17 protein-coding genes and 4 pseudogenes are annotated in these 25,013 nt (G+C 55.5%); 12 read left to right on the forward strand and 9 right to left on the reverse strand.

From position 1 onward, the window contains the following. Nucleotides 1-17: 17 nt before the first annotated feature. The 3 genes and pseudogenes from ACSQ13_RS04185 to ACSQ13_RS04195 all read left to right on the forward strand — a co-directional run bounded on the left by ACSQ13_RS04185 (nucleotide 18) and on the right by ACSQ13_RS04195 (nucleotide 3,837). On the forward strand, nucleotides 18-242 hold the full coding sequence (locus ACSQ13_RS04185; RefSeq protein WP_435988221.1) for a hypothetical protein: 225 nt from the start codon (nucleotides 18-20) through the stop codon (nucleotides 240-242). Between the two features lie 31 nt (nucleotides 243-273). Next, nucleotides 274-522: pseudogene (locus ACSQ13_RS04190) on the forward strand (IS6 family transposase); the annotation flags it as partial. Nucleotides 523-1,350: 828 nt separating this feature from the next. Next, nucleotides 1,351-3,837, forward strand: a complete 2,487-nt coding sequence (locus ACSQ13_RS04195) for a cation-translocating P-type ATPase (protein ID WP_295512766.1) — start codon at nucleotides 1,351-1,353, stop codon at nucleotides 3,835-3,837. A 167-nt stretch (nucleotides 3,838-4,004) separates the two neighbouring features. On the opposite strand, the gene ACSQ13_RS04200 is transcribed toward ACSQ13_RS04195, so the two are convergent. After that, complete coding sequence (locus tag ACSQ13_RS04200; RefSeq protein WP_295512765.1) at nucleotides 4,005-4,163, reverse strand: hypothetical protein; 159 nt, start codon at nucleotides 4,161-4,163, stop codon at nucleotides 4,005-4,007. Nucleotides 4,164-4,323: 160 nt separating this feature from the next. Here ACSQ13_RS04200 and ACSQ13_RS04205 point away from each other — a divergent pair, with 160 nt between their 5' ends. The 3 genes from ACSQ13_RS04205 to ACSQ13_RS04215 are packed head-to-tail and all read left to right on the forward strand — an operon-like array spanning nucleotide 4,324 to nucleotide 6,616. Next, a complete protein-coding gene (locus tag ACSQ13_RS04205; RefSeq protein WP_295512763.1) occupies nucleotides 4,324-4,503 on the forward strand; it encodes a hypothetical protein in 180 nt (59 codons plus the stop codon). 17 nt (nucleotides 4,504-4,520) lie between these two features. Next, on the forward strand, nucleotides 4,521-5,624 hold the full coding sequence (locus ACSQ13_RS04210) for a radical SAM protein (protein WP_295512762.1): 1,104 nt from the start codon (nucleotides 4,521-4,523) through the stop codon (nucleotides 5,622-5,624). Beyond that, on the forward strand, nucleotides 5,621-6,616 hold the full coding sequence (locus ACSQ13_RS04215; protein ID WP_295512761.1) for a 2OG-Fe(II) oxygenase family protein: 996 nt from the start codon (nucleotides 5,621-5,623) through the stop codon (nucleotides 6,614-6,616). Before ACSQ13_RS04210 ends, ACSQ13_RS04215 begins: the two co-directional genes overlap by 4 nt. A 110-nt stretch (nucleotides 6,617-6,726) precedes the next feature. Here ACSQ13_RS04215 and ACSQ13_RS04220 read toward each other — a convergent pair whose 3' ends face one another. Beyond that, nucleotides 6,727-7,959: a hypothetical protein gene (locus ACSQ13_RS04220; protein ID WP_295512759.1), complete on the reverse strand. Its 1,233-nt coding sequence runs from the start codon at nucleotides 7,957-7,959 to the stop codon at nucleotides 6,727-6,729. Nucleotides 7,960-8,309: 350 nt separating this feature from the next. Here ACSQ13_RS04220 and ACSQ13_RS04225 point away from each other — a divergent pair. Both ACSQ13_RS04225 and ACSQ13_RS04230 read left to right on the forward strand, forming a co-directional pair. After that, nucleotides 8,310-9,439 (forward strand): IS3 family transposase gene (locus ACSQ13_RS04225; protein WP_295513100.1). Its coding sequence is split into 2 segments (ribosomal slippage): nucleotides 8,310-8,556 and nucleotides 8,556-9,439, totalling 1,131 coding nucleotides; the frame shifts between segments, so codons are not numbered across the junction. 26 nt (nucleotides 9,440-9,465) lie between these two features. Next, nucleotides 9,466-10,017: a hypothetical protein gene (locus tag ACSQ13_RS04230; protein WP_435988222.1), complete on the forward strand. Its 552-nt coding sequence runs from the start codon at nucleotides 9,466-9,468 to the stop codon at nucleotides 10,015-10,017. 125 nt (nucleotides 10,018-10,142) lie between these two features. On the opposite strand, the pseudogene ACSQ13_RS04235 reads toward ACSQ13_RS04230, so the two are convergent. Beyond that, a pseudogene (locus ACSQ13_RS04235) lies at nucleotides 10,143-10,586 on the reverse strand (IS110 family transposase); the annotation flags it as partial. A 137-nt stretch (nucleotides 10,587-10,723) separates the two neighbouring features. Between ACSQ13_RS04235 and ACSQ13_RS04240 the strand changes: the two are divergent. Both ACSQ13_RS04240 and ACSQ13_RS04245 read left to right on the forward strand, forming a co-directional pair. Next, nucleotides 10,724-11,014 (forward strand): annotated as a pseudogene (locus ACSQ13_RS04240) (integrase core domain-containing protein); the annotation flags it as partial. Nucleotides 11,015-11,081: 67 nt separating this feature from the next. After that, nucleotides 11,082-11,480, forward strand: a pseudogene (locus tag ACSQ13_RS04245) (DDE-type integrase/transposase/recombinase); the annotation flags it as partial. A 72-nt stretch (nucleotides 11,481-11,552) separates the two neighbouring features. On the opposite strand, the gene ACSQ13_RS04250 reads toward ACSQ13_RS04245, so the two are convergent. The 5 genes from ACSQ13_RS04250 to ACSQ13_RS04270 are packed head-to-tail and all read right to left on the reverse strand — an operon-like array spanning nucleotide 11,553 to nucleotide 20,514. Beyond that, entirely contained in the window at nucleotides 11,553-13,190 is a 1,638-nt protein-coding gene (locus ACSQ13_RS04250) for a caspase family protein (protein WP_295512783.1), read from the reverse strand. A gap of 2 nt (nucleotides 13,191-13,192) precedes the next feature. Beyond that, entirely contained in the window at nucleotides 13,193-14,770 is a 1,578-nt protein-coding gene (locus tag ACSQ13_RS04255; protein ID WP_295512781.1) for a caspase family protein, read from the reverse strand. After that, the gene (locus ACSQ13_RS04260; protein WP_295512780.1) at nucleotides 14,763-15,782 is read right to left on the reverse strand and encodes an OmpA family protein; all 1,020 of its coding nucleotides are present in this window, start codon (nucleotides 15,780-15,782) and stop codon (nucleotides 14,763-14,765) included. Before ACSQ13_RS04260 ends, ACSQ13_RS04255 begins: the two co-directional genes overlap by 8 nt. Nucleotides 15,783-15,792: 10 nt before the next feature. Continuing rightward, nucleotides 15,793-19,233: a c-type cytochrome gene (locus tag ACSQ13_RS04265; protein ID WP_435988223.1), complete on the reverse strand. Its 3,441-nt coding sequence runs from the start codon at nucleotides 19,231-19,233 to the stop codon at nucleotides 15,793-15,795. Between the two features lie 42 nt (nucleotides 19,234-19,275). Beyond that, complete coding sequence (locus ACSQ13_RS04270) at nucleotides 19,276-20,514, reverse strand: ferredoxin reductase family protein (protein WP_295512777.1); 1,239 nt, start codon at nucleotides 20,512-20,514, stop codon at nucleotides 19,276-19,278. Between the two features lie 349 nt (nucleotides 20,515-20,863). Between ACSQ13_RS04270 and ACSQ13_RS04275 the strand changes: the two genes are divergently transcribed. Then, nucleotides 20,864-22,276 carry a hypothetical protein gene (locus ACSQ13_RS04275; RefSeq protein ID WP_435988224.1) on the forward strand — a complete coding sequence of 471 codons (1,413 nt, stop codon included), beginning with the start codon at nucleotides 20,864-20,866 and terminating at the stop codon, nucleotides 22,274-22,276. A 26-nt stretch (nucleotides 22,277-22,302) separates the two neighbouring features. Next, nucleotides 22,303-23,514 carry a caspase family protein gene (locus tag ACSQ13_RS04280; protein ID WP_295512775.1) on the forward strand — a complete coding sequence of 404 codons (1,212 nt, stop codon included), beginning with the start codon at nucleotides 22,303-22,305 and terminating at the stop codon, nucleotides 23,512-23,514. Between the two features lie 13 nt (nucleotides 23,515-23,527). Here ACSQ13_RS04280 and ACSQ13_RS04285 read toward each other — a convergent pair whose 3' ends face one another. Beyond that, nucleotides 23,528-24,985, reverse strand: a complete 1,458-nt coding sequence (locus ACSQ13_RS04285) for an SH3 domain-containing protein (protein WP_295512773.1) — start codon at nucleotides 24,983-24,985, stop codon at nucleotides 23,528-23,530. Nucleotides 24,986-25,013 lie beyond the last annotated feature (28 nt).

Consider the following 25,013-nt stretch of genomic DNA (forward strand, 5'->3'; position numbering starts at 1 on the left):
AACACGGAATGAGTTTTATGCGCAGAGAAATTCTTAAATTTCATGACAGTAACATGGCCAGGCAGGAATGGAATTGGACTTGCTTCATGGAGCGATGTGAAAACGGATCCTTTTCCCTAACATTGAAGCAAGAACTAATTGAACCGGAAGACGCTGATGAAGCATTCGCCATCGACCCAGCACTTGGGTTGAAAAGAGGAGCAGATATCTATCAAGGGCACTGTCAAAAGAAACTGACTTGAACAGGGTAGGGCGGTTTCGTAGCATTTGCGGATGACAAAACCTTCGCCATTTCGCTATTTCAAAACATCACCAGAGATCATCCGCCTTGCGGTGATGATGTATGTTCGGTTCCCGCTGTCGCTCCGGAACGTGGAGGATCTTATGTCCGAACGCGGCATCGACATCAGCCATGAAACGGTTCGATTTTGGTGGAACCGCTTTGGTCCGTTGTTTGCTGCGGAGATCCGTCGGAGACGGGTGGACCGAATGCGTTCGGGGACACATTGGCAATGGCACCTTCCTTTTTATGCGTGCGATCACGATATGGCCGGCCACCGACCAGCAATGTACCCGTGCTGATCACTCGAAGCCTGCGCGTGAGTTGGCTGCCAGACCCGCTCGAACCGAATAACTCGCGAACACAATTCTACATAAATGATTTCAATGGGTTACGATGAGAGAGAGTTGGGTGCCAGGTTGGCTTCCTCCGCCACAAACCATTCGCGAACCCGAGACGAGGCCCGAGCGAGGGCCTTTTTTCTTTTTGGCTCAAAGGGGTTTAGCGAAGCCATCCGACTTTCGGAGACTGGCCGTTGGCCCGAAATTGGTCTCCGAACGCCCCGCGTCTCTTTTCACCCGCCCTTCACCGAAATCGAGACGCATTCAAAAATGCGCGTTATTTCAGGTGCTTGCCAAAAATGGATTGCGCCGCAGTTGAGGTCGGTTGAACCGCTATCGAAACGAGCAGAGACACCCGAGGGCGGCGTGGTTGTGCGGGGTGATGTGGGGGGTTGCGCAACGAACTCAAAATAGGTCACCCGGGAAGTTGCACCTCACCCTCATTCAACGGACGCAAGAGGTCGAATATCTGGTTCCGAACCCAGGTGTGAAGCGCGTTCTTGCTTGATTTCTGATGCCACGCCCCGATGATCAGCGACGGTTCAACATGCATCGGTGGGACAAAGATATCGAGCCCCAGTCCGTTTGCCAGCTTTAGCGCCAATTGCCGGGGACCAAGCGCGATCAGGTCGCTTTCGCTATGTAGTGAATCGTCGGCCAGGCTGCTATGGATCGAGACACCAAAACGTATTTCGACAGACTCTTCAGACCTTATGACGGGAATAACAATTGAATCGTAGCGCGCCTGTCGAACGTCTTCACGACTTGTGGAACAATACCAACGGACTCGATGCTGCACAGGTGGTCGAACGGCGCGCGACTTTCGGGCCAAACAGCATCGTCGCAGAGAGTTCTTCAGGTTGGCTGGAAATCGTTCGCAGCACAGTTAGCGATCCGATGATCTGGTTTCTCATCGGCACTGCCATACTGTTTATCTGGCTCGGAGATTTGACAGAGGCGGCTGTCCTTGGGGCGGCCCTTATTCCAATCGCCGGCATGGACGCTTACCTGCACAGACGCACGCAGGCATCGACTGAGGGGCTGCGGGCGCGGCTGGCCTCTCAGGCCCGGGTTCTGCGGGAGGGGCGTGAGCAGGATGTGCCTTCGGAAGACCTCGTTCCGGGCGATCTCGTGATCGTGTCGGCGGGCGCCTACTTCCCGGCAGACGGGCTTATTCAGTCCGGTGATGCCCTGCAGGCTGACGAGTCGACTCTTACGGGCGAAGCGCTCCCCGTTCGCAAGACTCCGCTGGCTCCCCGGCCGGTCGGAACCGGAAGCGTGAAGATCGACGGGGAGCATTGGGGCATGGCCGGAACCCGTCTTCTGACGGGCGAGGCCCGCGTGGTCATCGCGCTGACCGGGACCGAGACGCTTTATGGAGAGATCGCGCGGCTTTCCCGCGCAACCCAAGTCGATCGGACGCCACTTCAGGACGCGATCGCCCGGCTGGTGCAGATCCTGCTTGTCGTCGCATTGCTCCTCTGCGTCATACTTGCAGGGATCCGCTACGCTCAGGGTTATGGCGCGGTAGATGCACTTCTGAGCGCGGTCACCCTCGCTATCGCCGCGCTGCCCGAGGAGTTCCCGGTCGTCTTCTCGTTCTTCCTAGGCCTTGGCGTCTACCGCCTCGCCAGAAAGCAGGCACTTGTCCGACGCGCTGTCGTCGTCGAGAATATCGGTCGGATTTCCTGTATTTGCACGGACAAGACCGGAACGCTGACCGAGGGGCAGCTGACGCTGCATAAAGCACACCCCACCGAGGGGCGTAGCGGTGACGAACTGCTTTCGATCGCCGCGACGGCCTCCCGCGCGGAAACCGCCGACCCACTGGACCTGATCCTTCTTGAAAGCGCACGGCCCCGGGATGGCAAGGTCGATGCCATCTTCCCCTTTACCGAGGACAGACTGCGCGAGGTTGCCGTCCTGCGCTCACCTGAGGGCAACTGGATCGCCGCGATGAAAGGCGCACCCGAGACAGTGATCGGAATGACCACACTGTCGGAGGAAGAACGCGACCTGTGGCGCCAACACACACAGGAGCTGGCTGCCTCCGGCCACAAGGTGATCGGGGTCGCCAGCAGGTCGCTTCACGATTGGTCGGGGGAAGAGCCCGAGACCGACTTCGACTTTGCCGGCCTGCTCGCCTTCTCCGATCCGGTACGGCCGGGTGTCGCCGATGCGGTGCGCGAAGCGCAAGATGCGGGTATCCGCGTCATCATGATCACCGGAGACTATGCGCGCACAGCCGCAGCTATCGCCAAAGAGATTGGCATCGGGGCGGTGGACCCACGGGTGATCGATGGAAAGGACCTGGCGACGCATCTTGACGGGCAAGAGGCAGAGATCGATTTCGATGTCGTCGCCCGATGCACACCGTCGCAGAAGCTTGCCTTGGTTCAGGCGCTGCGCGCCAAGGGAGAGATGGTCGCGGTGACTGGCGACGGGGTCAACGACGCGCCAGCCCTTCGCGGCGCGGATGTCGGGATCGCAATGGGTGAGCGAGGCACGCGGTCGGCGCGCGAGGTCGCTTCTATCGTACTTCTGGATGACAACTTCGCCACGATCGTTGGTGCTATCGCCGAAGGACGCCAGCTGTTCACGAACCTCCGCCTCAGCTTCGCCTATCTGCTCATGCTGCACGCGCCGCTCGTTGCGACTGCAGCACTCATCCCGCTCATGGGATATCCGCTGCTGTACCTACCGATCCACATCATCTGGATCGAACTCATCCTCCATCCGACGGCCTTGCTGGTGTTCCAGAACCTGCCGTCGCAAGGAGCGCTTTCGCGCCGGAGCAAAGGAAATCGACTGAGCTTCTTCGCTCCGCGGGAATGGGTAACGATCGGCCTTGTCGGTGCCGTCGCAAGCGCGGTCATCCTCGGAGGATACATCCTCAATCTCGGCGAGACTGTCGATGTCCCTCACGCGCGATCGATGGCAATGGCTTCCCTCATCATCGCAGGTTCGGCCATTACTGCGGCCCTGACCCGGCTTCGTTCCAGATCCGCCTGGATCGCGACGGTGGCTCCTGTCCTGTCGGCCTTTGGAGCGATTCAGATCGAACCAGTCGCAAGTGTTCTCCACCTTTCCCCGCTCCATCCCGTGGACTGGGTAATCGCGGTGTTCGGAGGGGTGATCATCAGCGCTGGTGCCGCTTTTCTCAATCAGCGGCAGGATCGTGGCACGCCAGATGCCAAATTGCATAAAGAAGGGTAATCTCGCTCGTCAATGCCGACCCTTAAGGGTAGTATTTCAGACCAAAGTTTGTACTGCGGCATCCGGTAGAGAGGGCTCTGACCGGCCATTTGCTGCAGAAAGTACGAACGTCCGCTCTATCTGGAACAGGCGCGGCGCAAGCTTCGTTGAAGCTCAGAAGTCAGCGGTCAATCGAACACGCGCTGTTCTTGTTCCAGCCAAGCATCACCGGCTAGAAAGCACAGATCATAAAGGCTGACCGCCGTTGCCTCGCGCCCGCATGTCAGCTGTTTCAGCACCTCCGGCGCGAGATAGGCGAGCCGCAACTGTCGGCTGGAAATGGTCATAGACCCCTGAAGGCGGCGTGGTTGTGCGGAGTTTTGCGTAAGAACTACCGCACCGAGAAGTACACCTCCGCCGGAAGGCTGCCCTCAAAATAGAAATTGCCCCCTTCGTTGGGTTTAGGCTAAAGGTAGGTTGTAGAACTACACTAGGAGATGAGCCAAAATGCCCGATGGTACAAACGATTTCGAACTTCAAATTTCGCCGGAGTTCCTGGCAAAAGCCGAAAAAGATCTGATGAAAAGCATCGAAATGTATGGCGACTCCAAAGTCTTCGAGGCTTACAATCGCGGTGGTGGACCAAAAGGCGCATATGATCGACACTACGACAAGAGCACTCGCTGACAATTGAGTGGTCATCGTTGGAACAAGTACCTGAAATAGGAAGCTTGATCGTCAAGCTAGCGTCGCGCTGTAATCTTGATTGTGACTATTGTTATATCTATCACGGTCATGACCAATCATGGCGTGACATGCCGTTCCGGATGAATGACTCTACTCAAGCTGACCTTGTAGATGCAATTGAGTATCTTTACCGGCACCAAAATCACCCTCCACTCGTGGCTTTTCATGGCGGAGAGCCTTTGCTGATCGGCGTAACTCGCTTCTTGTCGCTTGTAGAACGGATTTTGGACAGAGTGCCTGATGCAAGATTGACGATTCAGACCAACGGGACGATCTTTAGTCCCCAACTGGAAGAGGCCTTACGGCAGTTTAGTCAAAATCTGACGTTCTCCATATCTGTTGATGGTTTTGTAACTGAAAATGACCGTCACCGTCTCGACCTCAGAGGTCGAAGTCGCTACGCACAAATTGAAAAAACGATTGTTTCAGCTCGCCAAGCCGAGGTGCTCGATAGCATCTTGATGGTGTTGGATATTAAAAACGCACCTGAAGAAACTTTTTCCTTTATGAAGTGGGCTGGTGCAAAATCTTACAATTTGATTTTGCGCGATGGCGACCATGAGGCCCTGCCTGAGGGAAAGACTTCCGTTCAATCGACAGAGGTGGGGCAATGGGTTCTCAGATTCGCTGGATTGTATTTCCAACATAAACAGGCATTTCGCGTTCAGTTGCTCGACGACATCTTGGGGGCACTTCTTGCGCGACAGTTTCACTCTGAAATGCAAGCTCATCGCCGATCAAAAATTGACCTAACGATCGAGACCGATGGTGAGATCAAACTCGTAGATACTTTGCGCGTGAATGCTGCAGGAAAAGACTGGGCTGGTGGCTTTAAGGTCTCGGCCGCGGGCTTGGAAGATTCTCTCCACTCTTTGGAGGTTGGTGCTCATATTGCCGAAGAAGCACGCTATGCAAGTGAATGCCTATCTTGCACCTATTTCGATCTTTGCGGCGGTGGTTATTTGCAGCATCGATGGGGCGGCGGCTCCTACAAGAATCCTTCGGTTTATTGTGAAGATTACAAACTGTTGTTCCGCGCGGTTGAAGGAGCCGCAGCATGATGAACCCAATTCTAGTAAACCTGCCTGAGGGTGGACGCTTTGGATCTGCGATAACCCAGGTGTTCTCTCCAGAAATTTACGACAGCCTTCATAGGGAGGTTCGAAAAATCGAATGGGAAGAAGCGCAACAGTATTTCTATAGACAGAGAGAACGCAATCTTGCAGAAATGCCCGTCTTTCAGGACATTTTTGATAGAAAATTCCGCTCACAGGTTGCAAGTACGGTCGGAGCATACTTTGCCGAAGTAGTAGATGAGGATTTTGATGTCGCCGCGCACAAGATGATTGCAGGTGACTATATCGGTGTGCACACGGACGAGAACGATCTAGGCGAAACATTTAGAATGACGGTAACGCTTAACGAAAACTGGAAAAAGGAGGATGGTGGTATCCTTCTCACATTAAAGAGCGGGAAAGTCACGGATGTCGATGGTGCTTGGTTGCCTTCTCGGAACAATGGGTTCATTTTTGGTATCTCTGAAGTTTCACACCACGCCGTTACGCCCATATCTGCGGATAAACCACGCTACAGTTTGATCTTCACTTTCAAGCGCGCATTCGGTAGATCTGCTTTAAGTGTATGGAACTTTTGGTATCCATTCCCTTTAAAATCGGACATTGATGAGGCTCGATACACTGCCGGAAAGATGAATATTTCCGTAAAAACCTTCGATAGTCCGTATTCATGTTATGTGTTTGGCGATAGCCGAGAACTTAGCGCCTTCATGGATGGTAATCTGAGAAATGCCCCGCGGGGCTTCACCTATGCGGATAGTACATCACGTAACGTTGACGAGTTTGGCGAGCAGCCTCGGGGCACAGATAAGCAGAGAATCGAGAAGATCTCGAAATTCAAGCGGCTGCCTCCGATCTGTTTAGTCCGCCGCCACTCCAGTGAGTACATTCTCGTGAACGGTAGCCATAGATTGAGCCACGCGGTTGATAGCTCTAACCCAATATGCGCTATCGTATTCGATGAGTTGTTAGAATAAACGGCTTCAATGGAAGCCAGGCAAATCAGAGTGTTGCAGATTGCAAAGTGCGCGTGACGGTTCGACTGCATCCTGAATGGTTCCACCGAGCAACAAGCAAGGCTCAGTAATTAAATCTTCACGGAGACATCTAGGTCGTTTGACATAATCTGCCCATCTGCGATTAAAAAGCGGATCAGCCTATTTGACTTAACAACGTCGAAGTCATGGTATTCAGCAAAACGATCGTTACTCAGAATGTATGTATTCTTGCCGTTCTCTGCTAATTTTAGCAGGTATTCATCGGCACCTGTCTTGGTCGGCGCGACGTGGGTTTTTACCAAATTCCCCAAACCCTGCTCGACCCCTTGATTGTCGGTTTTCAACAAGGAACGAATGGATGCATCGAACACCACAGTGGTCTTGTAACGGTCACCTAGCGCCGCCAGTAAAGCAGAAATTCCCCTGAGGCCTATAAACGATTGGCCCTCATAACATGCGTTGTTGCCGTCGATGAGAAGGTGGCCAATCTGTCTGTCGGATTTTCGAAGTTCGTCATGAATTCGGCGCTCCAGCTTTGGCAAGTTCCTCTCAAGGCTGCTGATCTTACTTCGTCTGTCGTAAATCACCTTTCCAGGACTTCCTAAGCCAAATTTGGCTTCGCATTCTGCATGAATTATCGCACGCCCTCTCTTGTCAGATGCCGCACTGAGTTTTTTGTCAAAGCGATTTGCAGCGTCTATCTCATCGTTCAATTTGGAGAGTGCAGACTGTAAACGTTCATATTCCTCAATGTGAGGACGAATACTATCTTCGATTAGCTTTAGATTTTCACTGGCGGCAGAATGCTCGGACTGGGCCCGTTCAATTTCTGGCCCGAGTGCTGAAATTTTCTTTTCTGAGCTTTCAATATTGAAGTTCTCATTTTCTGCAAGCCGCTTCCTAGCGACACTTGCGTCCGAGCGTGCCTTGGACTGCGCTTCTTGATCCTCATTGAGGCGCTTTTCGATCAAGGATATGTTTCGGAAAAGGCGGTTCGCTTCTTTTCGAACTTGCCTTTGCTCGGCGGTAAATAACTTCCAAAAAATGAGTGGATTGCTTTTTTCTGAGCTAACCTCGTGGAGGTCGTGTGCCAGCTTGGATTTCCGTTCCTGAGCTTCTGAAATCTCTTGGGATAGGTTCGAGGCTGCATCATCAAGATTGCGGATTTTTTCCTTCTCAAGTTCAGGTACGAAGGATTTATGATTATCCACGGCGCGTCGGAGCTCGCGCTGGTTCTTCCGAAGAGCCTCGACTTGATCGGCTAATTTGGACAAACGCACACGTCGTTGTTGAAGCGGGGCAAGAAAGTCTTTTGTCATCATGTGTTCAATTTATTAATGTGGTCTTCTCGGTGCAAACGATTTCGCGGGAGCCGTGCGAACTCAGTGGTGATTGATACCTGCTTTGCTGACTTCAAAAGCACCTATCACTCAATGTTTGGGCGCACATGTTCAAAAATACAAGCTATCAGCCCGCTAGGTTTCAAAAACTTTTCCCATCTGCTCCCTCCAAGCCTTCCCCGCCAGAAGGCACAGATCGTAGAGGCTGCCCGACGAAGGCTCACGCCCGCAGGTCAGCCGCTTCCGGACCTCCGGCGCAAGGTCGGCAATGGTCTTGCCCCGTTTTAGTTCCGGTCTCTTTCGAGCAATGTTTGCTATGAAGGAGATAAGGAATGGCAAAGCGATACACAGACGAGTTTCGGCGTGATGCTGTGCGAATGGCGACGACCAGCGGCTTAACGCGCCCGCAGCTTTCATCGGATTTAGGGGTTGGCGTCTCCACGCTGAACAAGTGGGTTCAGCAACATCAGCACGACGATCTGATGTCTGGGCCGCATGAGGATGTTGAGAAGGAAAACATCCGCCTTCGCAAAGAAGTCCGGCTACTGCGCGAGGAGAGGGAAGTGCTAAAAAAGGCGGCAATCTTCTTTGCAGGCGAAAGCCGGTGAGGTTCGCCTTCATCGACGCCTGGAAGGAAGCTTGGCCCGTAGAATTTCTCTGCCGTATCATGCAGGTCACGTCTCGTGGGTTTCGTGCGTGGCGGATACGCCCAATGAGCCAACGGCAGCGAGATGATATGGTACTTCTCGCCCACATCCGTGAGCAGCATCGGCTTAGCCTGCAAAGCTACGGACGCCCACGGATGACTGAAGAACTGCAAGAACTGGGGCTGAGCGTCGGCCACGGGCGTGTGGGCCGTTTGATGCGCGAGAACGGCATCAAGGTCGTCAGGACCCAAAAATATAAGGTCACAACAGATAGCGATCACACGTTCAACATCGCGCCCAACCTGCTGGATCAGGACTTCACTGCGGATGGCCCGAACCAGAAATGGGCCGGTGATATAAGTTACATCTGGACCAGCGAAGGCTGGCTATATCTGGCTGTCATCCTCGACCTCTACTCTCGCCGCGTCATCGGCTGGGCTGTCAGCAACCGCATGAAACGGGATTTGGCGATCCGGGCGTTGGACATGGCTGTGGCGCTACGGCAACCGCCCGAAGGCTGCATTCACCATACGGATCGCGGGTCGCAATACTGTTCCAACGAGTATCAGCGCCGCCTGTCAAAGCACGGCTTCAAGGTCTCGATGAGCGGCAAGGGCAATTGTTACGACAATGCGATGGTTGAGACATTCTTCAAATCCATCAAGGCAGAGCTGATCTGGCGCAATCGTTGGGACACACGCCGCCAGGCAGAAGGCGCGATATTCCAGTATATCAATGGCTTCTATAATCCACGCCGACGTCACTCATCGCTCGGCGGGAAAAGCCCCTTGGCATTCGAACGAAAGGCCGCATAAATGAGTTGAGAGACCGGAACGTAACCGTGACAAGACCAGTGCGGCTCCAGCCTTACAAATACGACAGTCGAGTTTTCGTGGATGTCCAGCAGATCATCCCGCTCCCGGAGATGGCGGAATACCAGGTCCGAGTAACCGAGAAGAAGCGTAAGGAGCGAGAGGCGCGCTCGGACACCCGAGACTGGACCAGCTACGATATAATTCTCGGTGAACGTAAGATATCTGGGTTGCGCAAGCGGCATGCCATCTATCAAACGTTCCGCTACCTCGTCGAGCAAGGCGTCGCCCCGAAGAAGGTTGCAGAACACCTTGGGCGGTCTATTGATCGTGCTCTCGTTTCAGTCAATGGCAAAGTGAGTGCGAACGAATTCTATCTCCTTGCACAAGAAAAGCGGCAAAAGATGGGACGTAGTTTTGATCGCACCCGGTTTTTCTGTGGCGATGAGGAACTCCTCCACTTCGAGAATTGCACTTACGCTTTTATTAATCAGTGGGGCGGATCAAATTGGCTTCAGGCAATGAAAAACCTTCGTGACGCATTCCCTGATCAGAGAATCCAGTTCGCACCATCCGAATAGTAGCGACAACCGTTTGCCTCTTCGATGGGTTGACTTACGGCCCTTATATTTTGCTTAAGTGAATGTCCGGTTTGACGGACCGTACCGCAGCATAGTCTGTTGTGATTACATGTCTCCTTTGGACCGATATCGTGGGTTTTGGACAGCTCTTGGATGTCGTTTGTGCCGCACACCAGAGGGTCGTGGTAATATTGCTCGTTCCCGATCTCCATCATGTGCAGGATCACTTGCGCGTCCTTTGGGTCATTCTTATCCCAGCTGTTATTGAGGGCTTCGCGCGTACGCGCCAAAGCCACTGAGGACACCAGCTTCACCTCAAAGCCTGCGGTTGCCAGATGGTACGCCAAGGCACGGTGATAGTTGCCGGTCGCCTCAAAGGCTACACGAACTGGGCGTCCGTATTCCTTAAGTGCGGTGACGAGGCGGTTGAAGTCGGCGAGTTCGTTCAAAACAGTTGAGCGACGTCGCCGTTTCTTATCTGGAATAGCAATCAAAACTTCATGCCGGGCCTTGGCGATGTCGATGGCCACCAAAACAGGGGCATCTTGTGCAACAATCATCTTGGTCATAGTCGGTCTCCTTTACGGTGTGGTTTGTGCAAAACCACTGTAGGGACCCGAGACCCGGCTATGACCACCTGCTGCGCTATTTGAAGGCTGCGCAGGCGGTCATAGCCTCTCAATCAGCGTTATTCCGAAGGTGTTACGGCACTGAGTTCACCAGCATGACAATCCTCAAATGGGTTCAGGAGACAGGCATCGACTGGCACTATATCGCGCCAGGAAAGCCTCAGCAGAACGGCTTCATCGAAAGCTTCAACGGCAAATTACGGGACGAATGCCTCAATGAAACGCTTTTTGGCACATTAGGTGACGCACGCGAAACGCTCGAAGACTGGCAGGAGGATTACAATTGGCGCAGGCCACATTCAGCATTAGGCAACCTGACGCCAATGGAATTCTTGCAGCGAAAGACGATGGACAAAATGGCCGCCTAAGGTCACAGATTTAGCCCCAAGGACTCCGCGCAAAGCTGGAGGGAACTTGGGGCACAGGTCAAATGGTCAAGGGGAAGTCCTGGAAAGCTTTGTCACAAAGCGCCGAAATCGCAGAGCCGCATTGAAATTCCTTAGAAAAACGATGAAACGCCATGGTCGCCCACATATCTTCGTCACCGACAAGTTACGTTCCTACGGCGCGGCGATTAAGGAGATCGGCAACGCTGAACGGCAAGAAACCGGCCGCTGGCTCAACAATCGAGCCGAGAATTCGCACCAGTCATTTTGAAGGCGAGAACGGGCCATGCTTCGCTTTAGACGGATGCGAACCTTGCAAAAATTTGTCGCCGCCCACGCCTCAGTCCACAATCATTTCAACGCGGAGCGCCACCTTTACAGCCGATCAAATTTCAAGCTGAACCGCGCCGCCGCTCTGGCCGAGTGGCGCGGTCTCTGCGCAGCCTGATAGATTGAGGTTGCTGAAGAACAGAGACCGGTTCGCATTTGTCTGACAGTACCGGTCTATGGCACCGTTGGGTCAGGGCTGTGGGTTGCGCCCTGACGTATCGGCCAGATATTTTCCATAGGCCCAACCGGAAATGCCCTGCCATTGCAGCGCGCACCAAGGTTTGGAAAACCCTCTTTGCATTTGGCAATCCGCGACGGTGACGCCCACGGCCGTCGGGGGCAGCTCTGCGATAACGGCGTATTTTGTGCTGGGGCCTGATCTGACGTTCAGCTTTTGATCAAGCGGGTGGTTCACGACATGATACTGCCCAGCATATCTGGATTGGCTATGCCCGCCGGTACCACGGCGCAGATATTTCTCGAATGAATAGCCGCTGATGCAGCCATAGGTCACCGCACACCATCCAGAAGAAGAGCACGACCCAAGGTTCACCCCGTTTGCATTATAGGGCAGCTCTCCGACCACGGGGAAATTTTTGCCCCCCTCGGCACGCACAAAAAGCGTGTCATTGGTGCGGATACTTTGGACGGATGCGCCTGCGTTTAACGCAGGGCAGGACGTCCGAATGCCGCTCATTTGCGGGTTGGGTTGCGGCGCGGGTGGGGCCGGTTTAGGGGTTGGTTTCGGCGCTGCGGCAAGTTCAAGCACCTGTTTGCGCGCCTTGGCGCGGGCCGCGAACTGGCCATTGGAAAAGGCAAGGATATAGGTGTTATAGGCGCTGATCGTGTCTTGCTGCTTTGTCACTTCCCAGAATTCGCGGTCCGCAATATCAAACAGCAATTTTTTCGCATCGGCGGTTTTCGCGTGGTTTGGATAGCGCGCGATAAAGTCTTCTAACGCGCTGCGGGTCTGGCTTTGAACGGCGGCCAGATAGACGATCAAGGGGTCTTCTTGGCGGGGTTGCGGTGCTTCGGGTGCTAGAATGGTGGGCGGGGGCACATAGGCGGCATCCTGCGGGACAAGATACACCAGATCCTCTGGGGGTTGGATGCGGTACATCGGCTTTTGACGCCCGCCTGTCTTGTCTTTGACAACTTTGGTCACCCGTTGGAATAACGCGCCGACCTCAAGACCGGGTTGATCAAGCAGCTCAAGCAGTGCTTCGGTATAGGGGCTGTGCATGCCGGTGCCGTCATCTGCGGTATCGCCAGCCTGTGCTGCAAAGCTGACCAATGTGCCTGCTTCGCCGTCCAAAGACACAGGGGCCAGCCCGCGTGAAACCGCGCGGGTGCCGTTTTTGCGGGTCATCGTGTTGGCAAAGGGATTGTCGCGGCAGGCATCCAGCATGATCAAACCCAGCTTGCCTGCATTGCGCACGGTCGTCAGCACACTGTCCAGCGACAGGGCCTCGAACTGGGCGGTGGCCTCGCTCGTCATTTTGGCATCAATGGGAATAAGATAGTTGCGCCCGCCCATTTCGATGCCATGGCCCGCATAAAACACCACCGCCAGATCGGCGCGCAGGGCTTCTTCGGCAAAAGCGCCCAGTGCGACCCGGAAATCCTGCCCGCCTAGGTTTTCATGCAGGAACACGTCAAAGCCAAGCGTGGTTAATTTGGCGCTGATCGCTTTGGCGTCGTTTTGCGGATTGGGCAGGCGGGTGGCGTGCTGATAGTCGGAATTGCCGATCACCATGGCCACTCTGCGTTCTGCCAAGGCCGGATTTGCGCCTATAAAAATAATAATAATCAGGGCGATACGCAGCATATTTAATCCTCTCGGGTGAACAGGCCGGTCAGACCGGTCTGGCATTCACCTTGGCTAAGGGCCAAAGACAAACGGGTGTCTTGGGGGGCTGTTTTACTGTTCAACTCTCGCAGCAGGGCTTGCAGGTCAAGTGGCGGGCGGGTGCAAAAAACCGCCACCAGCTGATCTGCACCCACAGGTGGTGCCACCCGAAACCTGACGGGAAACCCCTGCGCGCCCACATCGACGTTCTGACTGTCGCGCAAGGGATGCAAATATTGCACGGCCCCATCCGAGGCGATGTTGAACAAGGTTAAAAACCCCATGTCGGGCCGGGGCGGGGCAAAGGTAAAGCCGACGATTTCGCCCACTCGGTGGGCGGTACTGCTTTGAGCGGTTTGAATATTAACATTTGCCACAGCGGGGCGCTTGGAGGCGCGGATGCTTTGCAAGGCGCGGGCACGGGCGATCATGCGGTCGGCATCGCCTTGGATCGTCGTGATCCGGTCGCCGGTGTGGTTCAACACATCCCAGCCAAAGGCATGTTGCTCAAAGGTTAACACCGCATTGCTTTGCACCGCGACAAAGCTGTTGTCGACCAAACCGGGCGGCACCGACCCGATAATGCGAATGGGCAATTTGCGACTTAGGTCTTGGGGCGCAGGGGGTGGTGCGATTGCGCCGATCGAAAAGGCTTGCGTGCTGTCGCCACGGGGCAGGATGCGGGGTTGCTGGGTTTGGTTCATGTGGTCAAACACACGGTCTTGCAAGAAACCGGACAGCTCGCTCCGGGTAACGATCCCATCTTGGTTAATATCTGCCGCGCCGTCCAAGGCTTGGGCAAAAAACCACGACAGCGCGCCATGTGCTTTACCGTCAAAACGTGTTTCCGTCACCAAACGGTCTTCGGACGCGGTGGCCAGAATTTGGGTCACATTTGGCAATTCATCGGTGTCGCCACCATCGACCAAAGGCTGGATTTCGGTCTCAATGGGATCAACTGGGATGTCCCACACACCGCCGCTTCTGGTCAGACCCATATGCGATGTTTTCACGTTCCGCGTGAGGCCAGCGGAATGACAGCTGTCCATGACCCAGATGATATTAAACGCAGGCGATTGGGATAGCAGCGCGTGCAACTGGTCATCGGATAACCGACCAATCCGGCTGTTTTGGGGATCAAATTCGTGAAACATGATCGTCTCGTCCAGCCCGTCCGAGGTTTCGTCGAACGGTTCGGAGACTTCTTTTTCTTGCCCGCCATGGCCGGAAAAGCTGACGATAATCGTATCACCGGCGGTGGCTTGGGCAGTCATTTCCTCCCATCTGGCCAAAAAGTTGGAGACTGTCGCCTGATCGTCGATCAACACGCGCCTGTCAGGCAGGTCAATGCCCGCACTGCGCATGGATTTTGCGATCAATTGTGCGTCATTTACCGCGCCTTCGAGGTCAGACAATTCGCCGGGGGGCGGCGGAAAGGGCTGGAAATGCAAATAGTCATCAACCCCCACCACCATCCCAAATTGCGCCGCAGCAACGGGCAGGGCGCAAAGACAGCTGACCACGGCGGCCAAGCAACTGGGAACCAACAGGTTATTCATGCAAAACCAGCTCGACCCGGCGTGCGATCTTGCGCCGTTCTTCGTCGGAATAGATCGTGTAATCAACCAAAACCGGCGGCTCGCTTTCGCCCTTTCCCGCGACGGCGATATAGGCCTGAACGCCTTTTTGCTCTAAGAACCGTTTGACCGTTTGCGCGCGGCGCAGCGACAGATCCAGATTTGACGCCTCGGATCCGATTTCATCAGTGTGGCCCACAACCGTCAGACGGTAGACGTTGTTTGAGCGCAGAAAACTGGCAAGGGTTTCGGCCTCGCGCCGTCCATCCCCGTCGATCTGGTCAGAGCCGAATGCGAAACGGATCGGCAGATATACTGTCTCGACCGACCCCGCGACGGCATCCGCGACCGCATAGGTTTCTTTCGGTGCATTGGCGTAAATATCCGCCTTGGGGGCCACGGCTGGATCGGCTTTGGGGGCGGTGCCGGCCTTTTCGATCTGAATGCCGCGCATAGCAGATTTCAACACACCCGATGCCTGCCCGCCGCGGGTGACACTGGATGACATACTGCCCGAAAGCATCATGTTCTCTTGGGCCAATTGGGAAATCCGCTTGGCCACAGGGACCAGCCGCCCATCAGGGGGGGTGAGCGTCGGATCGGTGATCGTGTCGAGTGCGGTGCCGTACATCTGTGCGGCTTGTGCGCGGTCTCCACGTTTGGCGGCCAGATCGCCACGCACGGCCTGAATGGCCCAATGCAGTGTAGGAGCTTGGGCCAATGTCTGCTCGGCTTGAGGCAGATCTCCTGCGCCCATCTGCCGTTGGGCAATCCCGGCCATGGCTGCGGATGCTTGGGCTAATGCAGCGCTTTCGGTGGGGCGATTACATCCAGCGGCTTTTATCTGGCTCACGGCATCCACGAGGGCGGGCAGGGTGCCCATACCGATCTGGTTTTTCAACTGTACCAAGGCGTCTTGGCAGGTGGCGGCAAAGCCACCTCCGGGCCAAAGCACCAAGGCAAGGGCGATGATCGAGGTTGGGGTCCGGTTCATTTTTCTGCCCCTATTTCAAGACGTTAAAGGTAACGTGATTGGTTGCACTTGCGCCATTGTCTTGGGCAACCTGTGCGGCGGCCTCGATCGAAATGCCGCGTGTCAGGGGCAGCGAACGCTCTTGAGAAAATCGCAGCACTTGTGCCTGATCCATGCGTTGTCCTGCCAGCCCGCCTTCGCGGCAAAAGGCCAGCATTGTCTCGCCCGTGCCGGGGCTGTCAAAGCGGATTTGCAGGCCTGACTGCTGGTAGGGGATGCGGCGTTGCTCTCCGGCCTCAAGAAACTGCGGCCCGAGTATCGCCTGGGGTAGCTCTTCGATGTTTTTAGCCTCTTCAACATAAAAGATCTGCAATTCGCAGCGCTTGTTTGCCCGCACATCGAATTCCAGAAGATCGTTGACATAAACCGTGGTCGCCGGAACCGATAGCGCAAGGGTCAGAGGGTCTTGGGGGCGGCTGGGGGTCGGGTCATAGGTCAGAGGTGCTGTTTCTGCCGCACTATAGGGGTTTTGCGATTTGGCCACCGCTTGGCCCACGGCCTGTTCCAGACTGGCGGCAAAGCTTTGCTCGGGTTGCGCTGCTGCGACTGCGCCGCCGTCATAGCGATAGGGGCGCAGGTCGGTCAGGCGGGGCAAGATTTCGGCGTAGTAGGTTTCGATCTCAGAGCGGTGTATTTTGGCCCCGCCGTCCAAGCGCCCCAACCAATCGGCCAGCACAACGGTCAAGCGCGGGTCACCCAAACGGCCCGCACGGGCGCGCAGGGTTTGCACATCCAGATGGAATTCGCGGGCAAGCCCGTTCAGGTCAATTGCGTTAAAATGCTGATCCGCCAGATAGGTAAAGATTTCCCCACCACCCACACTTGCAGGCGCAGCAAGGCTGGTCAGACGCCCTGTTGGGGATTTTTCGGTCGCGTTAAGCTGGGACAAAGCCCTGAGAAACGTCTGACTGTCGGTTTTGTAGATTTCGCTGAGTTTCCCATTCTCGACATACATGTCCAGCAAGACATTCATTTCATCGCGGCCATAGCGCTGCGATGACATCAAAACATCCCGCAGCTGGTCTTGTTTGGCGATCATGCCATTGGCATGGCAGTCAAAACAGGACCGGGCATTTTCGATCTCGACGCCTTTGCCGATGGGTTTGGTGCGGAACGACACAATAGAGGCAGGCCCCACCAACAAACGGTCCCCCTTGTTGGTAGACAAGTAATAGCCCTGCAGCCCATTGGCCAAAGAAAAGATCATCTCGCCGCCATCATGTTCAAAGGCTTCGGTGCCCGATGCGGTGCGCGACATGCCCTCTGGCCCGTCCGGGTGTAGCGTCAAGGATTGGCGCCCGCCATCCCCGGCAAAGTCATAGGATTTCCAGTAATACCTGCCTCGCGGCAGATCGAACCGTTCCAGCATCCGGTTGTGATCCGACACGCCCGATGCACCGGGCAGCATGGCGGCACGGATAACGCGGCGTGCTTGGATTTCGCGGTCGACGTCAAGGCCGATGCGCGTTTCCAGATCCTTAATCTGGGATGTCAGCCCCAAGAACATGTCGTAATAAGGGGCCTCTGATCCGAAATGGGTAAACCAATCCGCCCGCATGATCGGCACGGAGGCAGCGGTGGCCTGCGCGACAATTCCCAGCAAGGGATCGGTGCGCGGATCAATGCCATAAGGGTAGGTAACGGCCAGATCGTCCCACGCGGCTTGCGTGAAATCAGAGCGGCGCGCCGTATCGGTATAAACCCCGGTCGAGATTGCGTTCCAGATTTCTGGGGTCCAGCCATAGTCGCGCATGTCGACGCGCACAATCGTCCCTTCGGTTCCCTCCAGCGGGGTGACGGGCACGACGCGCGGCCCGGTCGAGACCGAGTTGACGAATTTGTTGAATGCCGCATGAAGATAGAAAACCGGGTTACGCTTGGCACCGGTCACGTCGCAATCAACGGCGGCCAACGGCGTGTTGGCAAAGCTAAAGTAGCGATAAAAGGCGCGGTCACGTTCGTCTATCGCGGAAATATCGGCCACAATTGCCAGCATGCGTTCATTGCGCGTGCCCCCCGCAAACAGTGGCATCTCGATATTGGCGTTCATTGCAGGGGCGGCCACGGCTGCCACGGTGATTGGGGTAGGTGCCGCAGCGCCAAGCCCGTCAATCCAGCGTTTGAGCACATCAACCTCTTGGGCGTTCATTTTCTGCCCCAAAGGCATGCGGTTCGATGCAATGGATTCGTACAATGGCGAGGCTTCGGCATTGCCGGGGATCACAATCCGTTTGTCAAACGGCATGTCCGCGATATCCCCCGTGGGAAAGACCGCGCCATAGGTTTTTCCCGGTGCGTGACAGGACCGGCAATAGGTTTCGATGACCTGATCCGCCTGTGCGGTCAGTTCCGGGCTGGCACCGCTGGGGCGCGATTCCGCGGGCGGGGTCACGGCGGCAACGGGGGTAGGCGATTGCGCCTCGCAATAGGCGTCAATGCGCGAGACAAGCGATTTCGCTTGGGTCAGATCAACCAGCCCGTCGCTCTCTTGGCTGCCGGCGACCGCATCGGTGGCAAGCCCCGTGTCGGCCTGTGCGATCTGAACCGGCGCGGTTCGCGCAAATTGCGACGCATCCACCGGTTCCCCCGTGAGATAGGCATACATCGCGGCACGATCAGATGCGTCCAGCTGGCGGGTCAAACGCGCAATCCGGCGCATGGATTTCGCCGCCATCGGTTTTCCGTTCAGCTTGCGCGCCTCGGTCATGGCACCAACGACAAAGGCTTCGGCCCCGAAAACCTTCAGCCGCTCGGCCGAGATATCGGGCGCAAAATCCCCCAATAATCCGACTTCGCCCTGATAGGCGCGCGAGGCGTCGATCTCATATTTGAACCCAAGGCTGGTATCGCGCGGCGTATGGCATTCGGCGCAATGGCCCACGGCCTCGACCAGATATTGCCCGCGCTGCATTTGCGGATCACTCATCGGGGTTAAATCGGCGCGCGCGCTCGTCCAGAAATCAAGGATTGTCTGGCTAAGATAGCTGATATTATGGTCTTTAGACGGCGTATCAGAGGGGGCAAGGGTCGCCAAATGCGCCCGCAGATCCAACACGTCTTCGGGGGTCATCCGCGCGTAAGAGCCAAAAGGAAACACCGCCCCAAAATAGGTCCGCCCCTCGGGAGAGACACCTTTGGTCACCGCATTCAGGAAATCGGCATTTGTCCACGCACCGATGCCGTGGGTTGGGTCTGCGGTGATATTAGGCGGGTAGAGATCCCCGAATTTGGTTTGAATGGCCTCACCTCCGGCCAAAATGGTATCGTCGCCGTCGACCCCATGGCAGGTGGCGCACCCTCCGGCGGCAAAGATCACGGCCCCGTTTGCCAGATCGGGTTGATAATCAGCATAGGCTGTTTGATCGTAAATTTCGGTCGCAGCAGCATGGAACGGCGCGAGGGCACTTGTCATAACTGCCGCTAGAAAAAGGGATTTCGGGCGCATCTTGGCCTCCTATCTAAACTCAAATTCTTCGAAATTGACCGAAGAGGGCGCTTTGCCTATGGCCTTCAGATCCTGGATAATTGATCGGCGCATTGGCGCGGGGCCGCAAAACCAAAAGCCGGTTTTGGGCATCTCAAGCTTTGTTGTCTCGACCAGCTTGGCCGCATCCATGCGCCCGTCCTCAGAGCTGACATGCAGATGCAGCCGGAACAGGTCACTGCGTGATTGGGCGGCTTGCAGACGCTCAAGACCGACAGCTTCTTGTGGTTTTCCAACGCAATAGACCAATGTGATGTTACGGGTGTTTTGCGCCGTCAGGCTGTCGGCAAAGGCCAGAAACGGGGTGATCCCGATGCCGCCCGCCAGCCAAAGCTGTGTTTCTTCGCCGCGCTGGTAGTCAAAATTGCCATAGCCGGCCTCGATCGACATCCGGTCCCCCACAGCAACCGCATCACGCAGGTGCGCGGTATAATCGCCAAGGGCGCGAATGGAAAACTGCAGGCTGCCATCCGCGCCGATCCGCGAAATCGTAAAGGGGTGCGGTTCGCGCAACCCCTTTTTAGCAAAGGAAATCACCGCAAAGCCGCCTGATCTAAGCTTGGCAAAGCCGCGCCCCTTTGGGGTCGCATCAATGATCGTGGCCGCGGCATGTTTTTCAACCCGCGAAATGGTGAATTTGCGGGGCCGAAAGGGGGCAAAAAACTGGGTATAGAGAAAGGAGCCAATGCCAATCACCGCAGCCAGATTCAGATATTGGGCCGCGACTGAATTTGCGTTGAACGGCACCGCAACAAAAAGCTGATGCAAGCTGAGTGCGATGAATACCACCCCCATCAGCCTATGGGCAATGCGCCAGATGTGATAGGGGATCAGATCGCGCCGCATGCGGGGCAGTTTCTTGATCCAGCTCAGCAGCAAAAGCGGTACCAGCACAAGGAACGCTATTTTGGCGATGTCGACGGCCGTCTTGGCAAGGCCCGAGGCCACGATCTGCCCCTCAAGGTCCATGCCGACAAATTTGTGAAACAACACCAGCGGCAACAGCGAGATGCCAATCCATTTATGCGCTTTGTAAAGTCGGTCCAAACCGCCCACCGCGCGTTCGACGAATTTTGGTCGGGTGGCCAAAAACAGTGCGGCCGCCATCAAGGAAAAGGCCGACGCCCCGGCACAAAGCGCCATCACGCTTTGGGTGTTGGAATTGCCCGCGCCAAGCACAATCAAAAGGGACGGGATCAGAACCGCCAATGTAAAAATTATCGTTGCAAAAATCAAAACCAGCCGCCCTCATTTCCGAATTTTAAATAGCGCATTCAAACCATCAAAATAGATGTCCGGCTTTCTCTTAGGATAACGAAGGGGGAGTATATCTCAAGCAGAATTCATTTTCCCCCGCTCCCAAAGGGCCTTGATCGGGTTTGGGCCGCGTTAATCAATCGGGGTCAAATGGTTGACGGATGGCCAGATTACTGGCGTACTAAGGGGCATCACATTTTTAAACATCCAACATTCAGACAGAAATAGCGAAGGATTATGCGTGTTTATAAATGAGCTAAAATATCGATTTCTTTCACTTTTGGCGGTTGCAACATTTTGCGTGGGCGTGGATGATGCACGGGCGGGCACATTGACCAAGGTCGGATCGCAGGCCTGCGATTACCTGTTTTCCGGCCCGATTGAGACCGGCGATGCCGCGCAGTTCGAAGGCATTGGCCGCACGTATAGCGGGGAAAAAATCTGCTTTGACAGTGAGGGCGGCAGCCTTTTGGAAGGTCAGCGGATTTTCGACCGGATTTGGGAATATCAGCTGGTCACCCGCGTAGAGGCGGGGCAGAAATGTCTGTCAGCCTGCGCGATTGCGTTTTTGGGCGGCAGCCTGACCCAAGGCACGGCAGTGATCCATTTTATGGACCGCAAGATTTCTCCGGGCGCGCAGCTGGGGTTTCACGCGCCATCGCTAGGGCTCGATACCCAAAACAGCTATAACAGTGCGCAGGTCAACAAGGCCTTCGAGATCGCGCTTTCTGCTGCCGAGGGTCTGTTTCGCATCAAGGCGACCGAGCTGCATAGCGTCGAGCCGATGTCGGATTTTCTTTATTACCAGATCCTGCGCACACGGCCGGATGACATGTATTACATTGATACAATTGGCCGGGCTGTAATGGCGAACATCCCTTTGCAAAACATTAGCTACCCCACAAAAGTGACCGAGCGGATGATCGGGAACATTTGCGATTCCGCCTATCTTTATCACGTGGAAGGGCTGGTTTCTGATCTGTCTATCGAGGCCCATTATCAGAAGACCCGCGAGGGTAATTACGGCGGACCCCGCGTCCTGTTGCAGCGAAAGGGCGACAGGTATCTGGGCGTTGTGCGGGATTATCAAACGGAGGCCAAGTTTTACGAGCGGGTTTGCAAGGTTGAGATCGACAGCGATGGCATGAGAAGCACGTATGATTTCCCCGAAGATAAATTCAACGTCTCTTTTGGTTTCCTGCAATCGGTTGAGGATGTTGCAGAATACGCCAACGTAGATTGGGCCCGCGAGTTTGGACCCGACAGCCTGAGAGTAAGCGTGCCGGCGTGGTACATGCTTGATCCTGAGGCGTCGATTGCATCATTGGAAAAAGGCGGCGTACAGCGGCGCGCCGCCGCCGTGAACGATACCAGCCGCGGGCAATGCGTTGTTTTCTCGGGCGGGCGCATGATCGACAGCGAGCCGTGCCAGCGGATCAAATCCGCCTTTGAGGGCGATGCGTCGCATGTTGTGTCGACATTCATCTGGCCCTCGGGCAGCAAAACTGTGGCAGAGGCGATCACGCGTCGCGGCATCCACAAGATTAACGGGGCCGAAACCACGATCAAGCGCGTTGCCGCAAACGACACCACCCATCCTTTTCATGCCAGCTTTATCGGCGAAATGCGCCGCAGCAGCGCCCAAAGCTTTGAGGCCGACTGCTGGACGAACCCGTCTTCTGGCAACATCTTTTGCTTTCAGCTCATGCGTTAAGGGCACTCACCGATAAAGGATCCACTATGCAGCTAATTCCCTCCCTAAAAAGGATCCTGTCCACCTTGGCCCTGATCGGGTTCGCCTCGGCTTGTTTTGCGGAACAAAGGGTCGCTTTGGTGATCGGCAATTCAGGCTATCAAACGATTGGGCGGCTGCAAAATGCGGGCAATGACGCCAGATTGATCTCCGACAGTCTGGGGCGCATGGGGTTTGATGTCTCTGTGCATCTTGACCTTGGCGAAGACGCGATGGGGGCTGCGATTGACGCCTTTGCCGAGGCGGCGCAATATGCCGATGTGGCGGCGGTGTATTTCGCCGGGCACGGTCTGCAAAAGGATGGCGAAAACTATTTGATGCCCACCGATGCCGTGCTGCGGTCCGAGGCCTCGATTGCCCGCGAGGGGATTTCATTGGCGTCGCTTCTTGAGGTCCTTGAGACTGTCCCGATCGGGTTGCTGTTTCTGGATGCATGCCGCAACAATCCTTTTGCCGAACAGGTTCTAAGCCAAGCGCGCGCCGAGGGGCGCAGTGCAGGGATCAGCCGGGGGTTGGCCGTGGTGCGCCCCTTAGGGGATACTTTGGTGACTTTTGCGACCTTGCCGAACACAACTGCATCTGACGGGGCGGGGCGCAATTCGCCGTTTGCAACCGCCTTGGCCCGCCACATACAAGTGCCCGATACCGAAGTGTCGGTCTTGATGAAACGCGTCACACGCGATGTGATGGAGGCCACCAACGGCGAACAACGCCCGCAACAGCTGTCTCAGATGCAATCGGAATTCTATTTTGCCCGCAGCGATACCGGCGCAGGTGAAACTGATGATTTGCGATCTTTGCTGACGGTTTATCCAAACCGGGTCACGGTCGATCAATCGGTCTCTATTGTCGCGGACCTGCCGCGCAGCTGCGTGCCCTTCTTTTTCAACTTATCGCCTGCCCGCAAACTGACCCCGATCCCGCGCCAGTTCTTTAAAGTGGTGGAAATGCAAAACGGGTTGTTCCGGTTCGAGATTTCACCCGTGGCCGACAATCGCCTGACGGTCGAGGCTTCAGATACCAAAGGCACCAACCGTTTGGGCTATTTCTGCGAACCCGCAGAAAAGATGGAGAATGACCAAATCGCGCAAACCTTGCGCGCTGTGATTTCCCAAATCGAAAGCGGGGTCGAGGACGGCATCGTCGCCCCCTTGGGCAGCGACATCCAGTTTCAGGCGCGTGGCTATATCATCGAATGACCGGCGGCGTGGGTTATGGGCCGGTAAAGGGGCGCATTTCCGCGTTGAATTCAGTTGCGAACCGCGCGCTGATCCAGCCGGACCCTGTGCTGTGGCGGATGCGGTACCACACGCCCTGACCGTCATCGACCAACTGGCACCCTGCCACCTTGACCTCTGCGCCAGCGGGCAGGCCGGTAACCACCTCTGCCTTGAGGCTGGGGCTGCGCCGCATGTTCACATCCGTCACAATCGTACGCTGCCAGTTTGACAGATCGTCAAACGGATCATCGTCATACCCCGTGCTAAAGTCTGATTCCCATGTTACAAACTTGGTTTGTAATTCGCCGGAATTGCACATCAAACTATCTGCCAGCAATCCTATGGTGATCAACCCCGCAGGCTCGCGGTCGGTAGCGCACCATGCCTGATTGTTGAACTCATCTGCTTTTGTGCCTATGCAATCTCTTTTCTGGCTGCTGTCTGCGACGCTGATCAAAACGGTTTTATCAGGGCGCTGCGCCACATAGCAGCTTTCCCCCGATGCCATGAACCCCGCGATCGTCCGTGAGCCGCGCAATTCTATCATTTCATCAAGGCTGATTTCACGGCCCGTCGGCCCATCGCCGTTGATGAACAGATAGCTATAGGTCACAAGCGTTTTTGGCAGCCGTGTTGACATGATCAAGGTCCGGCAAACTGCATCTACTGTGCGCATATCCATCGCATAGCTGTAAACCGGTGCCGACAGGATCGAACGAGATACCGGGGTGAACCCCATGCTAAGACTGCGCTGCGCCCCGCGAAGATAAAAGAAACTGTCTGCCTCACGATGTGCCAACGCTTTTTCAAGCAGCAGGGGCGGGTTAATATTGCCCTTGATCAGCTTGGTATAGACCGCCACGACGCTATAGGTCAGGTTCATGATTGTTTTGACATTTGCGGTTTGCGCGGCCTGATCCTCGGGCAAGGCCCCCATATGAAAGCCCAGCTCGGCCCCGTCTTCGATAAAACGGCTGTCGTAGTTATAAGCCCCCACATCCCGCGTTGCCGCCGCGAGCGAAAAAGCCAAAGCGCAGGCGGACAAACAACTTTGTCCTTTCAGTACATAGACCCCGGCGAGGCTGGGATCTTGGGAGGACAAATTATATTGCAGCATCTCGCCCATCTTGATCCCTTCGAGGAAATTACCCCCCGGACTGTTAAAGACGATGCGCACCCCCGGATAACCTGCGGAGGCCATGAGGCTTTCTAATTTATCTGCGTCACCCTTTTCGATCACGCCCGACACGGTGATGTTTTTGAGCGTTCCCGAGGGGCCATCAAAGTCATTTTCTGACTGGTCCGCTGGCGGGTAGGGCAGATAAATTTCCTGCAAACTATCAAGATAGGCACCCAATTCAGGGCGAAATTCGATTGTGGCGGCAGTAGCGGCCGGCAGACCGATAAGGGCCGCAAAACCGGCGGCAATGGCGCGTCTGATAAATGACATGGCGGGCTCCTGCTGGGGATCAGAGGGG

This window comes from Sulfitobacter sp. SH22, assembly GCF_965641905.1.
Taxonomy (GTDB): domain Bacteria; phylum Pseudomonadota; class Alphaproteobacteria; order Rhodobacterales; family Rhodobacteraceae; genus Sulfitobacter.

Coding starts and splice junctions, on each gene's coding strand:
- ACSQ13_RS04280 (WP_295512775.1), top strand. CDS start 22,303: ATGCAGCTAATTCCCTCCCTAAAAAGGATCCTGTCCACCTTGGCCCTG.
- ACSQ13_RS04250 (WP_295512783.1), bottom strand. CDS start 13,190: ATGCTGCGTATCGCCCTGATTATTATTATTTTTATAGGCGCAAATCCG.
- ACSQ13_RS04220 (WP_295512759.1), bottom strand. CDS start 7,959: ATGATGACAAAAGACTTTCTTGCCCCGCTTCAACAACGACGTGTGCGT.
- ACSQ13_RS04200 (WP_295512765.1), bottom strand. CDS start 4,163: ATGACCATTTCCAGCCGACAGTTGCGGCTCGCCTATCTCGCGCCGGAG.
- ACSQ13_RS04265 (WP_435988223.1), bottom strand. CDS start 19,233: ATGACAAGTGCCCTCGCGCCGTTCCATGCTGCTGCGACCGAAATTTAC.
- ACSQ13_RS04185 (WP_435988221.1), top strand. CDS start 18: ATGCGCAGAGAAATTCTTAAATTTCATGACAGTAACATGGCCAGGCAG.
- ACSQ13_RS04260 (WP_295512780.1), bottom strand. CDS start 15,782: ATGAACCGGACCCCAACCTCGATCATCGCCCTTGCCTTGGTGCTTTGG.
- ACSQ13_RS04285 (WP_295512773.1), bottom strand. CDS start 24,985: ATGTCATTTATCAGACGCGCCATTGCCGCCGGTTTTGCGGCCCTTATC.
- ACSQ13_RS04205 (WP_295512763.1), top strand. CDS start 4,324: ATGCCCGATGGTACAAACGATTTCGAACTTCAAATTTCGCCGGAGTTC.
- ACSQ13_RS04215 (WP_295512761.1), top strand. CDS start 5,621: ATGATGAACCCAATTCTAGTAAACCTGCCTGAGGGTGGACGCTTTGGA.
- ACSQ13_RS04255 (WP_295512781.1), bottom strand. CDS start 14,770: ATGAATAACCTGTTGGTTCCCAGTTGCTTGGCCGCCGTGGTCAGCTGT.